General features: G+C 49.9%; 17 protein-coding genes. 1 reads left to right on the forward strand and 16 read right to left on the reverse strand.

Annotated features, from left to right (window positions below):
* Window positions 1-5 precede the first annotated feature (5 nt).
* Both AC0YNU_RS06320 and AC0YNU_RS06325 read right to left on the reverse strand, forming a co-directional pair.
* Window positions 6-329 (reverse strand): NIPSNAP family protein, encoded by a 324-nt coding sequence (locus AC0YNU_RS06320; protein WP_475754373.1) that lies wholly within the window; start codon window positions 327-329, stop codon window positions 6-8.
* A gap of 126 nt (window positions 330-455) precedes the next feature.
* Window positions 456-716, reverse strand: a complete 261-nt coding sequence (locus AC0YNU_RS06325) for a TetR family transcriptional regulator C-terminal domain-containing protein (RefSeq protein ID WP_475756195.1) — start codon at window positions 714-716, stop codon at window positions 456-458.
* Window positions 717-1,345: 629 nt separating this feature from the next.
* Here AC0YNU_RS06325 and AC0YNU_RS06330 point away from each other — a divergent pair.
* Window positions 1,346-2,434, forward strand: coding sequence for an AraC family transcriptional regulator (locus AC0YNU_RS06330; protein ID WP_475754375.1), 1,089 nt, complete (start codon window positions 1,346-1,348; stop codon window positions 2,432-2,434).
* 70 nt (window positions 2,435-2,504) lie between these two features.
* On the opposite strand, the gene AC0YNU_RS06335 is transcribed toward AC0YNU_RS06330, so the two are convergent.
* The 14 genes from AC0YNU_RS06335 to AC0YNU_RS06400 all read right to left on the reverse strand — a co-directional run bounded on the left by AC0YNU_RS06335 (window position 2,505) and on the right by AC0YNU_RS06400 (window position 14,957).
* Window positions 2,505-3,173 carry a TetR/AcrR family transcriptional regulator gene (locus AC0YNU_RS06335; protein ID WP_475754377.1) on the reverse strand — a complete coding sequence of 223 codons (669 nt, stop codon included), beginning with the start codon at window positions 3,171-3,173 and terminating at the stop codon, window positions 2,505-2,507.
* Between the two features lie 145 nt (window positions 3,174-3,318).
* Window positions 3,319-4,140: an oxidoreductase gene (locus AC0YNU_RS06340; RefSeq protein WP_475754380.1), complete on the reverse strand. Its 822-nt coding sequence runs from the start codon at window positions 4,138-4,140 to the stop codon at window positions 3,319-3,321.
* A gap of 186 nt (window positions 4,141-4,326) precedes the next feature.
* Window positions 4,327-5,220, reverse strand: coding sequence for a response regulator (locus AC0YNU_RS06345; protein WP_475754382.1), 894 nt, complete (start codon window positions 5,218-5,220; stop codon window positions 4,327-4,329).
* 5 nt (window positions 5,221-5,225) lie between these two features.
* Window positions 5,226-6,485, reverse strand: coding sequence for an ATP-binding protein (locus AC0YNU_RS06350; RefSeq protein ID WP_475754384.1), 1,260 nt, complete (start codon window positions 6,483-6,485; stop codon window positions 5,226-5,228).
* A 73-nt stretch (window positions 6,486-6,558) separates the two neighbouring features.
* Window positions 6,559-7,209, reverse strand: coding sequence for an amino acid ABC transporter permease (locus tag AC0YNU_RS06355; protein WP_475754386.1), 651 nt, complete (start codon window positions 7,207-7,209; stop codon window positions 6,559-6,561).
* An 84-nt stretch (window positions 7,210-7,293) separates the two neighbouring features.
* Window positions 7,294-7,947 (reverse strand): amino acid ABC transporter permease, encoded by a 654-nt coding sequence (locus tag AC0YNU_RS06360; protein WP_475754388.1) that lies wholly within the window; start codon window positions 7,945-7,947, stop codon window positions 7,294-7,296.
* A gap of 75 nt (window positions 7,948-8,022) precedes the next feature.
* Complete coding sequence (locus tag AC0YNU_RS06365) at window positions 8,023-8,904, reverse strand: glutamate ABC transporter substrate-binding protein (protein WP_475754390.1); 882 nt, start codon at window positions 8,902-8,904, stop codon at window positions 8,023-8,025.
* A gap of 69 nt (window positions 8,905-8,973) precedes the next feature.
* Window positions 8,974-9,702 carry an amino acid ABC transporter ATP-binding protein gene (locus AC0YNU_RS06370; protein ID WP_475754392.1) on the reverse strand — a complete coding sequence of 243 codons (729 nt, stop codon included), beginning with the start codon at window positions 9,700-9,702 and terminating at the stop codon, window positions 8,974-8,976.
* A gap of 236 nt (window positions 9,703-9,938) precedes the next feature.
* On the reverse strand, window positions 9,939-10,841 hold the full coding sequence (locus AC0YNU_RS06375; protein WP_475754394.1) for an alpha/beta fold hydrolase: 903 nt from the start codon (window positions 10,839-10,841) through the stop codon (window positions 9,939-9,941).
* A 69-nt stretch (window positions 10,842-10,910) separates the two neighbouring features.
* Window positions 10,911-11,531: a PadR family transcriptional regulator gene (locus AC0YNU_RS06380; protein ID WP_475754396.1), complete on the reverse strand. Its 621-nt coding sequence runs from the start codon at window positions 11,529-11,531 to the stop codon at window positions 10,911-10,913.
* A gap of 150 nt (window positions 11,532-11,681) precedes the next feature.
* Window positions 11,682-12,158, reverse strand: coding sequence for a signal peptidase II (gene lspA / locus AC0YNU_RS06385; RefSeq protein WP_475754399.1), 477 nt, complete (start codon window positions 12,156-12,158; stop codon window positions 11,682-11,684).
* A gap of 28 nt (window positions 12,159-12,186) precedes the next feature.
* Window positions 12,187-12,375 (reverse strand): hypothetical protein, encoded by a 189-nt coding sequence (locus AC0YNU_RS06390; RefSeq protein WP_475754401.1) that lies wholly within the window; start codon window positions 12,373-12,375, stop codon window positions 12,187-12,189.
* 59 nt (window positions 12,376-12,434) lie between these two features.
* A complete protein-coding gene (locus tag AC0YNU_RS06395) occupies window positions 12,435-12,974 on the reverse strand; it encodes a GNAT family N-acetyltransferase (protein WP_475754403.1) in 540 nt (179 codons plus the stop codon).
* A 93-nt stretch (window positions 12,975-13,067) separates the two neighbouring features.
* On the reverse strand, window positions 13,068-14,957 hold the full coding sequence (locus AC0YNU_RS06400) for a PAS domain S-box protein (protein ID WP_475754405.1): 1,890 nt from the start codon (window positions 14,955-14,957) through the stop codon (window positions 13,068-13,070).
* Between the last annotated feature and the right edge of the window lie 54 nt (window positions 14,958-15,011).

Consider the following 15,011-nt stretch of genomic DNA (forward strand, 5'->3'; position numbering starts at 1 on the left):
TTAGTCTAGTTGTTTTTGAAAAAGGCTGCGTTCTGCATGAAGATGCTTTCCTGTTTCTGCGTCAGAGGGCCATTCAGCTCCGATATCCGCTTTACTTCCATCCATTCGGGATCGGCGCGGAAACGTTCATAATTCGTATTGCGGGCTTCCATATCGGCATGCTCGACAACATAATATAGGCGGTTGTTCGCGTCTTCTGCATCCACCCAAAAATGCTTGATCGGCATCCCGTGCTTCGCGAATAAGGCAACGACATGCTTATCGAAGCGCTCCATGATCGCCTCCATCTTGCCCGGGCTGACATCGTAAACCCTCAATTCGTATAACATCTGTTCACCTCCAATTCGGATTCAACCTTGCAATAAAGCTGTTTGTTTCATGTATGCGGTCAAAAACGTCACCACAGTCTACCTACTAAAAGGTAGACTATGAAGAAAAACATCCGCCACCTCCGGTTACGTTATCACCGATATAACGCCTTCGGCGATCAAGTTGAACCGATTTACATCCCGGAAGGTTCTTGCCAGCAACTGCACCCCCTGAAGAGAGGTCAAGATGCTGTGTGCCTGCGCAGTCGCCGTTGCGGTGAATCGAAGCTGTCCTTCGCTGCGTCCTTGCTCGAGCACCCGCTCTACCCACGCCAGGTTGGCGTTGAAGAACTCGGCCAGCTTCTCGCGGACCTTTTCCGTTAGGGTGCCCAGATCCGAAGAAAGCATCACGCTCAGGCAAGTGCAGTACGTATCGACAGGAATGAGCCGTTAAAGCCGACCCCTTGCACTAGCCCTTGGGCAGTATCGAGTATCAACGCTGCCGTGTTTTTGTTGTTGGCCATGTACGAATTCTACCTTTTAGTAGGTAGGATGTCAAGACGCTTTTGCAGTTAAAAATTTAAAATCGGATTATTGGGCTCCTGCCGGCCAGTTCGTTATAACAAGTCTAGTTGCCGACATAGTTCATTATAATCATCCAAACAATCATAGAAGCTGAAATTGCTTGCGGGACTATTGATCGGCGAATACTCAAAGAGTAAAATTTGACCGTTATTCAGCTGCCACGACGTATGAATCCGGACCGACTTCTTACCTTCTACAAGCACTTCTTCTATTATGCTTCTGATTGCTTGGTTGGAACGCAACAGCTTATTTTCATTATCGTCGAGTTTCAAGAATTAGCTCCTCCTTCGTTCGAAATCATCGTGATATTAAATAATCGATTGCTTGATGTGCAGAGACAATATAAAACCAACCTTTTCTGATATGGTAACGTATGAAACCTCTATATCCAATATCTTAAGACGCCGATCCGACTAACCAAATCTGATATAATAGCGATGGGAGGCGGTTTCATGAATTATGAAGAACTGGACCGGATGTTATTTGAATGGACGGATTTGGAAAAGAAATTAAAAGATAACGATCTTTCGGATGAAATCATTAAAAGTCGGATTCTAGCTAATGCCGTCTCAGAGGAAAGGCGAGCCGCTCCTAAGAATTCGAACGGCGCACCTATACCGTCCATGGCAATGACCCACCCGCCTATTTACCACTACACGTTGGAGGGGGACATGCTTCGATTGAACGTCACGGGAGAAGTCTTCGCCATCTCCAGACATACGAGGTTTGTCAAAATGATCACGCACACCCACAATTTATTCGAGATGAATTACGTCTACAGCGGTACTTTTTATCAAGAAATTCAGGACGAACGTTTCGAGTTAAAAGAAGGAGACTTGATTATTCTCAATAAGAATGTCGAGCATTCCATTGAAAAATGCGGCGAAAAGGATATCCTTATCAACTTCTTGGCGAAGAACGAGTTTTTTGACAATGCCTTCATTTACAACATTTTCGGGGATACGATACTCGGCAAGACAATGGCTTCGATCATCGCGGATGCTTCGAGAGAAAAAAATTTTCTATTATTCCATACGTCGAACAATTGGCAAATCAAACAAACGATCCAGAATATATTATGCGAATCGTTCGGCAGCAAAAATACGAATCGGGAGATTATTAAGTCTTACCTGACCATCCTTTTCAGTCGATTATTAGAGAGCGATAGCTACGAAATGTTTTTGAACAAAGAAGCCAGACAATCCACGATCTCCGTCATAGAAATCATCGCCTATATCGACAAACACTACTTAAACACGACGTTAGAGCAAACGGCCAAGCACTTTCGGTACTCGGCCGAGCATTTAGGCAGGATCATCAAAAACGTAACCGGCAAAAACTTCTCCGCTATAGTACTGGAGCAAAAATTCATGCATGCCGCGCTGCAGCTGAAACTAACCAATCATACCATTGAAGAGATTGCCAAGAAGGTCGGCTATAACAATATTTCGTTCTTCTATAAGAAATTTCATTCGTTCTATGGCATGACGCCAAAGGAATACCGCAGGTTGGCTTTGAATGGTGAAGATAATTCCATATGACAAAAGTAAAATCGCCGAAAAAAAAGCGGCAACCATTCGCTGGCTGCCGCTGCGTCCTATATACTACTAGCTAATCCGTTATCTTCCATTTTTCCTTAAAACCAACCAAGTAATATTCCATGGCGGTCAATGTATTCTTCTTGAAATCCAGCTTGAACCCTTCCAGTTCGTTCTCGTCGATCGATTGAAGCAGCACATCAGGCATACTCGCCATATTCATATACCCTACGATCAATGCATTTTGCGCCAACAGTAATTCATAGAAGGCCTCCGCTTTCAATTCCACTACTCGTTCAGTCAATAAACGTACGATGTTTTCCAGTATCGCGTACAATCCCGTGCTATCCTTAACGGCCGTTTCCAGGTCGATGTTCTTTTCCAGAATCGTATTCTTGATGGCGCTTAACCGAATAAGGAAGGAGTTCCGGTCCAGGATACTTTCCATTTCGGTTAGAAAGAAGGTTTTGAATTCGCTATAGGTCATCGTTTCATGGGCAAGAAGGAGTTCCGCGAAGTTTTGAAACCGCTTCACGTATTCTTGAAATAACATCTCCATAAACAAGATTTCCTTCGTTTTATAATAATAAAATAACGTCCCGTTCGAAACGTTCGCCGCTTTGGCGATATCGGTCATTTTGATTTCGTCAAAATTCCGATTCCGGTACAGTCCGCGTGCGGTATCTAAAATCAGCATCGCTTTCTCCGCTTTCGCGCTGTCGGTCATAGCCCTCTTATTCATGAAACACACCCCCGTCGATGAACCCGATACTGACTTGCAGTCCATCGTAAGGAATACCATGAAAATTGTCAAGCGGACTGGCAATAGCAGTGTGCGAGCATGGCCCGATTCAAGCATAATCAAGATTACGGTAAGCCTGGTCGGTTTATTTCATCTGACTCATAATGAGTTTGTCGAAGCTCTTGTCGCTTATCCATTTTCTCAATAAAATCAATGGTTTTGCCATTTTACCGACGGCATATCTTGTTTTGGGATGGTTGGATTCGATTGACTTCGCAACAATACTTGCCACTATGCCAGCGGATGATCCGTTTCCGGCTTGGTATGACTTTCGTGTCATATTCGCGATCTGAGCTGCCATTTCCTTATAGGGACCGTTTCCTGAGTGTCTAAGCATCGGCGCGCTCAAGACATCGCCAAAGGAGGTCTCGATAATTCCAGGCTCGATGATAATGACAGCTATCCCGAACGGCCGCAGTTCAAGCCTCAAGCAATCAGACCATCCTTCCAGCGCATGCTTGGTCGCGTGGTACCATGCGCCAAGCGGCGTATAAATCTTCCCTCCCACGGAGGATGTATTGATGATCTTTCCTTTTCGCCGTTCCCTCATATGCGGCACGACAAGCTGGGTTAATCTTGCAAGACCGAAGAGATTCACTTCGAATTGGTATTTCGCGTCTTCAAGGCTAATTTCCTCAACGCTTCCGTAAAGTCCGAATCCGGCATTATTGAATAGTACGTCTATCCTTCCCTGCTCCCTAACGATTTTGTCCACGCAAGCTTGGATCTCTTCCTCCATCGAAATATCCACCTGCACGATAACCGCTCCTAATTCCCGCAAGTCCCCCATTTGCTCGAGCCTTCTCGCTGCAGCATATACAATATGACCCTGGGACAGCAGTTTCTTGGCGGTTTCTTTGCCGATACCCGATGAAGCTCCCGTAATTAATATCACTTTCTTGCTCATTATTCTTCCTCCATTCAGGAAATTAAGTTAAACTTGTTAATTGACTATGAGTCAATGACTTTAAGTCGATTATAATTGACTCTTAATCAATTGTAAAATGAAGAATTTCCCTCCTAATTCGGAAAGCATGACCGCAGCAAAAAAAAGAGCGCCTTCATGGCGCTCAGAGATCCGACGATTCCAACCCTATTGGTGTTTCATTTTATCCAGCGCCTCCAGGTACAGCACTTGAAGGAATTTCTTGATATTGACTTTGCGCTTCTCCTGCGGGCATTTCTCGTCGATCTCCCGCATCTTGAGACGCACGTCCTCGAAGTCGAAATAAAGCGGCGCGTAATGCTCGAACTTCGGATGGCCGTAATCCGTCAGCCCGATGCTCGCCAAATTGGATAACGCGGCGATGACGGTCCGCCGAACGCGCTGCTCGACCGCCTTCCCTTCCTTCTCGATATCGCCGCCTTCCGGCTTGCTCGCCCGGGCGCCAACTTCGTACAATGCTTTCAGCGGAGGGAAGCCCCCTCCGCGCTGCCGATCAATCAGCTGATCGATCATCTCGATGATATCTTGGCTTCCGCTCTCCCCGATGATGCCCATGTCCATCAAGATCATCCGCATGATTTCTTTCGCATTCTTTCGCGTGCCCGCGGGCTCCGAATTCAGGTCATCCAGCTTCGCGATGGATTGTTTAATCTCCTTCAGATAACGGGCCATTCGCCATTGCTCGCTTACTTTGCCAAGCACGGCTTTGACTTCCACCCGGTTAATCGGCTTCCGAATATAAAATTCAATGCCCGCTTGATAGGCTTTGCTGATCATTTCTTTGTTCTCGATCTGCGAGATCATGACGTACTTGCCTTCGTACCCTTCTTGTTGGAGCCGCACGATCGTTTCGATTCCGTCCTGGTCCGGCATCAACAGGTCGATGAGCACGACATCGGGGTTCTCGTCCAGTACGAGCCGTTTCCCTTCCACGCCGCCAGCCGCCATTCCGACAACCTCGCCGACGCCGTCTTTCTCGATAATCGTTTGCAGCATCCGCCTGCTTACCGCGTCGTCATCGACAATACAGAACGATAGCATTGCGCCTACACTCCCTTCTTCAGCTTAACGGTCGGAAAGGCCGCGGCGAACGTGGTTTCGGCGTCCCGACCCGGTTCCGTCAGGAGAAGCCTGCCGGTGAACGAACCGACGATATCGCGAACATGCGAGAGGCCGATGCCGGTCGCCGCGACGCCTTCCTGATTGAATTTGGTCGTAAAGCCGGGCTCGAACACCATATCCTTATCCTGTTCGGCAATCCCCGTCCCCGTATCGCTGACGATGAATAAGGTTTCTCCTCGGCGTTCCCGCACGCGGATCCGGATCGTTCCCTGCCGCTCGATCGCTTCGACCGAGTTGGCTGCCAGATTGTTAAGCACGGTGATAAGCGGGATGTAGTGAGCGGTCAAATAGTCGATGCCGACATCCTTCTCGATCCGAACGTCTTTCTTCAGCATCCGGCTGTACTCGCCGTTGGACTTCCGCACAAGCTCGACGATCTCCGCCAAGGTCATTTCAGGGGCGCTCTCCAGGTCGACCAGCTTCATCAGCCCCGCCAGGATGCGCTGCGAATCCTTCTTCACCTCGTGAATCTGCTGCGTGATTCCGAGAACGGACCGGCCGTAGTCGATCAGCCCCTCCTCGTTCAGCCGACCGTACAGGTCGTGGCTCTTCGCCGTTATCTGTTCGATCACGTCCATCGACTTGCGCAAATAAAACACTTCGCCGTAGAGCCCGCTGCCGACGTTGATCATTTGTTCGATCCGTTTCTGCTGCTCGGCGTGAACGCTGCGCATTTGGTGCACCGCGATGCTGCTGTAGATGCCCGTCGTAAAATAGCTGCGCACCACGGCGATGACCGTGATCAGCATCCACTGATGGCTTTGAAAATACGGCAGTCCGAACGCGGCGCTGCGCATCAGCAGCTCCGCTTCATTGGAGACGACGTCGATGAGCGACACGCACGCGCCGAGAATAAGCGGATTCAATTGATGCAGCCTGCGTTGAACGAGGTGCATGCCGGCCCCGAAGACGACGTAGTAGAGCATGGCGGAGAAGTGCGTCTTCACGCTGTCGAACAGATAGAACGCGTCGGCCGAGGCGGCTCCGTCGAACGATACCCGAAACAGCAGCACCGTCGCGCCTGCGGCGATTCCCGTCCGCCAATAAGGCAGATGGCTCATGAGCAGTAGCAGGAACAGAAAGGCGCTGCTGCCAAGACCGATGCGAAAGACCTCCCCGATGAACGGGTTAATCTTGAATTCCCCGGCAACCGCTACGACGATGGCGACGACGGAAATTTGCATGCTTTCGGATTTGGACCAATTAGGTATGGCTATAGGAATGACTCCCACCCGGGCTTCTGAAGTCCGCCGATATTCAGACCCATTTATTTTCCAGGCGCTTGGCCGCAAGCGACAGCGCGTAATTGACCGCGAAATACATGACGGCCACAAGCGCGAGAATCGGAAGGGTATAATCGAAATTTTGCGCGATGACGATCTTCGAATTGTGCATCAGTTCAGGAAGAGAGATGACGATGGCGAGCGACGTGTCCTTGAGCAGGGAGATGAACTGGCTCACGATCGGCGGTACCATGCGCCTGAGTCCCTGCGGGAGCACGATATGCCATACCGTCTGCGTATACGTGAGACCCGAAGAACGGGCGGCTTCGATCTGGCCTTTCGGGATCGAGCTTAGACCGCTGCGCACGATCTCGGAGATCATGGCGGCCTCGAATACCGCCAGACCGACGATGGCCGAGCTCATGACGCCCAGCTTGAGGCCGACGTCCGGCATCGCGAAATAGGTGAAAAACAAGATCAACAGCAGCGGCAAATTGCGGATAAGCTCGACGAGCACCCCGAGGATTCGGGAGACGAGCGGAATTCTCATATAACGCAGCGTTCCGGTGATGCTGCCCAGCACGAAGCTCAGCACGATCGCGACGAAAGCAACCCATAGCGTGATGCCGAAGCCTTTCATGACGAAGATGAGATTATGGTAAGAGAAAGCGCCAACGATGTCCATCCGCCGATCCTCCTAAAAGTTTTTCGCGAATCTTGCGTGTCGTGGCATTCCTGCCTGCTTATCGCGGCTCGGCAACACGCATTCCTATCCGTTCTTGGCAAGTTTCCGTTCCAACTGCAGCGCCGCGAAGCTCAAAGGAAGGGTCAGAACGAGATACAGCGCCGCGACGAAGATATAGGTGTCGAAGGTCGCGTACGTCTTGCTCGCCACCTGATCGCCGTAATACATGAGATCGAAGCCGGCGAAGACGCCGAGAATCGATGAATTTTTGACGAGGTTGATGAATTGGTTGCTGAGCGGCGGAATGACGATCTTGATCGCCTGCGGAAGCACGACATGCCACATCGTCTGCATGTACGTCAGTCCCGACGCTCTGGCCGCCTCCGTCTGGCCGGGCGGAACGCTCATGATGCCCGCCCGGATTGCTTCGGCGACGAATGAAGCGGTATATACCATGAGTCCGACCGTGCCGCAGACGAATCCGCTTAACGTCACGCCAAGAGAAGGCAAGCCCAAATAAAACACGAATACGACCAGCAGCAGCGGTATGTTCCGAATGAACTCGACGTATGCCGTCCCGATCCACTGCAGCGGCCGGACGGACGAAATGCGGAATACCGCGATGATCGTGCCAAGCGCGAAGCTGCCGAGCAATGCAATAACGCTCGCCCAGACCGTGTTGCCGAACCCTTTCATATAGATTCCGAAATGGTCCGTAAATATCGATAAGTCCGGCATGTTATCCCCTCCAGCTATTCCCGATATGCAGAAGATGGGTGGCGCTGGGCCACCCATCCTGTCGTTCAACGATCTCTATTCCCCTGGGGCTTTGCCGATCCATTTCTCGTACGTCTTGTCGTATTCGCCGCTGTCGTGCAGCTTCTTCAATGCTTCGTTGACGCTGTTCAGAAGATCGGTCGCGCCCTTCTTGATCGCGATGCCGTACGGCTCGTCGGTGAACGGCTCCCCGACCACCTCGTAGTTCGAATCCTGAACGGCCATGCCGTACAAGATCGCGTTATCGGTCGTCAGCGTCTCGCCTTGACCGGCTTTGAGCGCGTTTAACGCGTCCTGATAGTTGTCAAATTCCAGCACGGTCGCGTCCGGTGCCTTTTCTTTGATGTTATCGACCGAGGTCGAGCCCTTCACGGCCAATACCTTCGTACCTTTCCGGATGTCATCGATGCTCTTGATCGGGCTTCCTTTCTTCACCAAAAGGGACTGGCCCGCCTTGAAGTACACGTCGGAGAAGTCGACTTCCTTCCTGCGCTCTTCCGTAATCGTCATCGTGGCGACGATCATATCGATATCGTTGTTGTTCAGCATCGGAATGCGCGTTTTGGACGTGACTTCCTTGAATTCGATCTTGGTCTCGTCGCCGAGCATCTCCTTGGCAAGCGCTTTGGCGATGTCGACGTCGAAGCCTTCGACGTTGCCGCTTGCCGGATCCTTCAGGCCGAACAGCTTCGTATCGTATTTGACGCCGACGACGAGTTTTCCCCGGCTCTTGATGTCACCCAGCGCCGACGCCGCTTCGGACGGCGGTTCCCCGTTCGCACCGCCGTTCGCGCCGCCGCTCGTACCTCCGTTCGCGCCGTTGCCGTTTCCTTCTTCTTTGCTGCCGCAGCCGGCCAGCATAGCCGTGGCAAGAAATGCAAGTATGATGCCAAGCGTCATCCAATTTCTCTTCTTCATGGCTTAATACCCCTCTCCGTAATGGAATTGCGGCGGTCTCACAGCATGTTATCGAACATGCGCAAACCGTTAATGGCGCAGTACGCGCTTGAGAAACAAACGCGCCCTCTCTTCTCTGGGCTGCTCGAAGAATTCCTTCGGCGGAGCGATTTCGACGATTTGCCCTTTGTCCATAAACACGATGCGGTCCGCCACTTCCCGCGCGAAGCCCATCTCGTGCGTGACGACGACCATCGTCATCCCTTCGTTCGCCAATGCCTTCATGACGTCCAGCACTTCGCCGACCATCTCAGGGTCGAGCGCGGAAGTCGGCTCGTCGAAGAGCATGATCTTCGGCTTCATGGCCAGCGCCCTGGCGATGGCCACGCGCTGCTGTTGCCCGCCCGACAGCTGCGAAGGATAAGCGTCTGCCTTGTCCGCGATGCCGACTTTCTCCAGATACGCCTTTGCCGTCTCCGCCGCTTGCGGCCCCGGGACGCCGAGCGCCTTCATCGGAGCGAGCGTAATGTTGTCGATCACTTTCTTATGCGGATAGAGATTGAAGTGCTGGAACACCATGCCGATTTCCCGCCGCAGCTTGTTGATGTCCGTTTTCTTGTCGGTGACGTCGACTTCGCTAACGGTCAGGCCGCCGCTCGTGATCGTCTCCAGCCGGTTGATGCAGCGGAGGAGAGTGCTCTTCCCCGAGCCGGAAGGGCCGACCACGACGACGACTTCGCCCTGCGCGATTCGGAGATCGATGCCTTTAAGCACATGAAAATCGCCATAATGCTTCTCCACTTGCTGAAATACAATCACCGCAATCCCCCTTCCCGTAACTTTGCACTTCTTTGATGGACAAGTTATGTTAGGCTATGTTACACGATGTGTATACAACTATAACGAAAACCTACGCAATCCTAACGAATCCGACATCGAACTCCTGATTTTTTTACAAACGAGTACCATTCTTCCATCTCTATAACGTCAAATAAGCCCCCATCGCTGGGGGCTTCTTGAGCGGCTGCAGGCGGTCGAAATTGAAACCTTGTGCTTTAGGCAAAGAATTGCCGCAGCTCCTGCGCCACCAGTTCCGGCTTGCCGCCTCTATTGGCATTGCTGACATCGCAGGCTCCGCCATGATCAAGTCCGGGCAATTCGACTCGTTTGGAATTCGCTAGCCCTTCCTCCAATGCAACGAGCACAGGCTTCAAGTACGATAAGCCTCTGTTGCCGCCAAGTAACAGCGACTCGGTGCTCAACGACCTAAAGCGATCCAGCTTCCCCGTCATCTCGACGAGCAATCGCCCATCATAATGAAGCGTCGGTGCCAGCATTCTCATCGTGACGTCGCCCTTCTTCGCCTTCTTGTCCTCGCTATCCATCATCTTGTTCGTCATGGACTCGAGCAGCCGGCGAGGGATCGCATTCAGCACCATCCCGCCAAGCTGCAGCCCCTTCAAGCAAGTGACGAGAGCGGCGGCCGTCTTGCCTTGGGCGATCTCTTGGTCATAACGAGCTAACCATGCCGTCCGCGCAGCATTCATCATCAGCGCTGGTTCGTAGAGGGCGACCTTGCGAATCGCGGGCAAAGCGAGTGCTGCTTCCAGCGCGATAAGCCCTCCCGAGCTGATTCCGAATACATAGCGGGCGCCTGTTCGGGCAAGGAGCGCCTCCAAATCCTCGACTTCCTTCCGGATGCCGTATTCTTCGCCGAAAGGTCCGCTTAGACCGCGACCTCGGCGGTCGGGAACGTAGACCGTGAACGCATCGGCTAACCGCTCCGCGAGCTGCGTGAAGTTGTGCGAAGATAAATTGGCGCCATGTACGACCACTAGGCCGGGTCCTCGACCGAATTGACGATAACCGATCGCGGTGCCGTCTCTGGAAATTACGGAGCCGACTTCGTAGATAGGATCCATCGTCGCCGCATTGGATTGAATTGGGGATGCATGCACGATTAATACCGCCTCCTTAGTTGGTACCTTCTAATCGAAACGCAAATTCGTATGCTTATCCCTGTGCTGCTAATCTTGACTGGACATCCGCTCCGCTATTTCTCGTATCCATTCCTCGCTCCAGTAGAGTTCGCCCCTGCGAAAATCATCGATGACGGCGCTCAACCATCCAAGCTCAGCCTCCAACACGGCTCGGCTAAGCTCAACTTCCAGCATGAACAAACGCGGAACGTTCTCTTGGTACGTGCGGAGCTGCTCATCCAGGCGTTGGATGGCTTCCCGAAGACCGGTCTCCCTCTTCTCGAATTGACGCTGGACGTCTTCCGGCGTCAGAAGGGTAAGAAAAGAGATGGCTGCGGGAAAATCCGGATATTCCGCGGATCGGACCGAAAGCATCTCCCGAAGCCACTCTTGCGCGACTTCCCTTCCTTGCTCGGTCAATTCGTAAACGGTTCGATCGGGACGTCCTCCTTCGCTTAACGTGCCTCGAACCGAAATAAGTCCATCCCTCAGCAGGCGCTCAATGGTCTGATAAATACTCGTGCGCTGACGGACGTTGACGACATCGTTCTTTCCTCTTTCTTTAATCAGCTGCTGCATTCTGTAAGGGTGCATCGGTTCCTCGGCCAAATGGGCAAGGACGGCTAGCGCAAGCGGAGACCGTTGGGATGTTTTGGTTTTGTTCTTCATAGTTATAATATTACTATTACGTTTATAACTATGTCAATGGCTGCTTGCCTAATCGGTCTCCATCCTTAAATTTCACCGATGTATGTTACAACCATTGGCGTCGCTTTATCTGCGTGTGTGAGATTTTCAATGAAACGAAAAAAACCCTCTTTAGTAGGAGGGTTTCTCTTTCGTTCGTTTCGTTCGTTTTGATTCTACGATTAGCTGGACGACGACCACGAGCACGCCAACGTTAATAGACAAATCCGCGATGTTCATAATCCCTTGTCCGGATCCGAATTGCAAAAAGTCCGTTACTTTGCCGAACAATAACCGTTCCACGCCATTACCGGCCGCTCCCGCCACGAGGAAGGCTAATCCGACATCCATCCAACGGCGATTCGCAGCTTGTTTATTTCGATAGTAGACCACGAATACGATGAAAGCCACGGCGATCACGCCAAGCGCTCTTCCGTAGCCTTGCAGCGTACTGTGGGCTGCACCGGAATTCTGATAATAAGTAAACTGCAGAATGCCTTGTCGAACCGGATGCGTATCTCCGACCTGCATGTTCAAACGCACGATCAGTTTCGTGATTTGATCCACGACCGTCATTAGCAGCGCTAGCCAATAAAAGATTGCAATCACCCGCTTCCCGTTTCCGTTGCTCCTTTCATCATACAAAATTATCGCTCGCATGCACAACCAAGTACACCAATATGATGCCGGACTCCCGCCACCGCCTCTGATTAAGTAGCCTTTTCGTGCCCTCCACCAGTACTTGCTCCGCATTCGACGTGTCGTTGCTGGCGTCGACGACGACATCGCATCCAACCAACGCGGTAGCCAGTCCTTCGTTCGTCATGGAGCAGCTGCCACCGGCAAACTGCCCCACTTTACGTTTAACTATCGTTCCGCGTTAGATCAATAAAGATAGCCTAAAAAATCTAGATCCCCCTCGCTCCAAGCGATTCTTCCTACTTCCTTAATCATCAATTCATCAATTGCCTCAAACCCTATGCCATTTGTAATCAGAGTTTCATGATCGATTTTCAACCATTTACATCGGTTCTTTACTAATTTATAACCATTTTTCAAATACAAGGTCATGTTATCTGCAAATAAAAGTACAAAGTCAATATTTCGTCGCACAGAAAACTTATCGATTTCTCCAAGCAGCGTTGAAGCCACTCCCTGGGAGCGAGTGTTTCGTGAAACACATAAATCAATTACACCCAGTATTCTCACGGGTTTTCCATTTAGATTCATCACCCTATAATCTAATCCAACGTGCCCTATAAGTTGATTTTCTTGGTTAAAAGCTAGAAATCTAAAATGCGGTAGTTGCTTAAAATATATTCTGTTTTTAGGATAAACATCTGGAAAACTGGCGTTTAATAATTCTTGTATAGTTGCCGATAATTCATTACTTAAATCAAATTCAAATACTAGATCTATCTTCAAATTACCTCTCCAATACGAAATGGTTTGTTTTATGCCTTTTCTACGTATCGATCATTGGCAGCCTAATTGCTCGCATCAGAAATGCTCTGGGTTCTAAATTAGATCGGGGTTAACCAAAAGCTTCTCAATGGCTTCTCGATTTATAGGCTTACTTATGTAAGCGTCCATTCCTACCGCCAAGCAATTTTCACGATCGCCTTTAATCGCATTTGCAGTCACCGCTACAATACGTGGACACTTCTCTGGAGCTAGCTTTTCTTTGATAGCTCGAGTTGCATCCAACCCATTGATGATCGGCATATGGATATCCATAAAAATCCAATCATAGGTATCTTTAAGCGCTGCTTCAATCGCTTCTTTTCCGTTGAGGGCCACTGTAACCCTGTGTCCCATTTTCTCCAACATTTTCTGAAGTACAAACGTGTTGATTGCATTATCCTCTGCAATTAAAATATTCGCTTGGCTCATAATGTGTTGATTTAATAATTGGGGGGATTTGAATTCGCATGTCATACTTTCTTTCAGCTGAATGGTGAAATGAAAGGATGATCCGTTTATGCCGTCGCTTTCGGCATAGATTTCACCTCCCATCAATTCCACGATTCTTCTGCTTATGGAAAGACCCAAACCTGTCCCTTCGTGTTCGCTAGAATTGGAGCGGTCGATCTGAGTGAAGGGCTCGAAGATTTCTTCAAGCCGCGATGGCGGAATCCCAATACCCGTATCCTTAATCGTAAATCCAATAAGCGGTTGCGGCCCCGCTACTTTCTTAACGATAACCGATACCTTGCCTCTCGGCGTAAATTTAACCGCATTGCTAATCAAATTCAGTAATACTTGTTTCAGGCGATCGGCGTCACCGAATATGTAATCGGGCACATCGTGATGGATCGAATAGGTCAGTTCCAGCCCCTTTTTCTCTGCCCTCGAAGAAACAACTGAAAAACTATCTTTTATGCTGATTCGCAGATCAAAAGTATCTTCTTGGAGATCCGTTTTTCCCGCCTCGATTTTCGAAAGGTCAAGAATGTCATTAATAATGGCTAAAAGCGTTTGACCGCTTTTGTGAATGATCTTCACATACTCTTTATGTTCATCGTTAAGATCCGCATCAAGCAAGAGATCAGTCATGCCGATTACGCCGTTCATCGGCGTTCGGATTTCATGGCTCATCATAGCCAGGAATTCACTTTTGGCTTTGTTGGTGGCTTCTGCCGACTCCTTGGCAAGCACCAGTTGTTTCTGTTCGGAAATATCCTTGCAGATGAGGTAGAAGCCAATGTTCTGCCCGCTTACAAAGATCGGTGCAATGCTCGTGAGCACTTCAACGGCACCGCCGTTCTTGTTGATCATTTTATCTATGCCTTGTTCCACCGTATTGTCATGAAGCGCGTCCGTCAAAATATGATCCACGTGGGTTTGTCCAATGAGATTAGAAAGCTCCATGCCGATTAGTTCTCTCTCGACGCTGTAGCCCGTCAGTTTCTCGGCTACAGCGTTTGCATTGATCACTCTCCCTTGTAAATCGAATGAAATAACGGCGTCATGGTTGTATTTCTTCAACGATGTATACCGTTCTACTGTTTCTTGAAGACGCTGTTCGGATTCTTTCTGATTGGTAATATCTATGATCTGTACAATGTAATAAAGAGGTTGCCCCTCTTCATCACGAAATAACTGAATCGACAGAAGCCCCCAGATTACCACACCGTCTTTTCTAATATAGCGCTTTTCCAAGTGAGCCTCCGTTTCAACGCCCATCAGATTTTTTAGGTCATCTATGTTCTGGACAGTATCATCAGGAAGCGAAAAACATCCGAATCGCTTGCCATCGAGCTCTTCTTTTGTATATCCAATTATCCGCTCAAATGCAGGATTACCGGTTAGAATTAAGCCATCAGGAGCCAACAGTGCGATTCCAAAGGAAGCGTACTTGAACACCTGTTCATTAAAAGAATGTTGATCAAGGTTGACACGATGCATATGTAACCTCCATTGGTAATTAAGATGCATAGATGAATTGTTGACTAGCCAATG

The organism is Paenibacillus sp. J31P316, assembly GCF_056269105.1.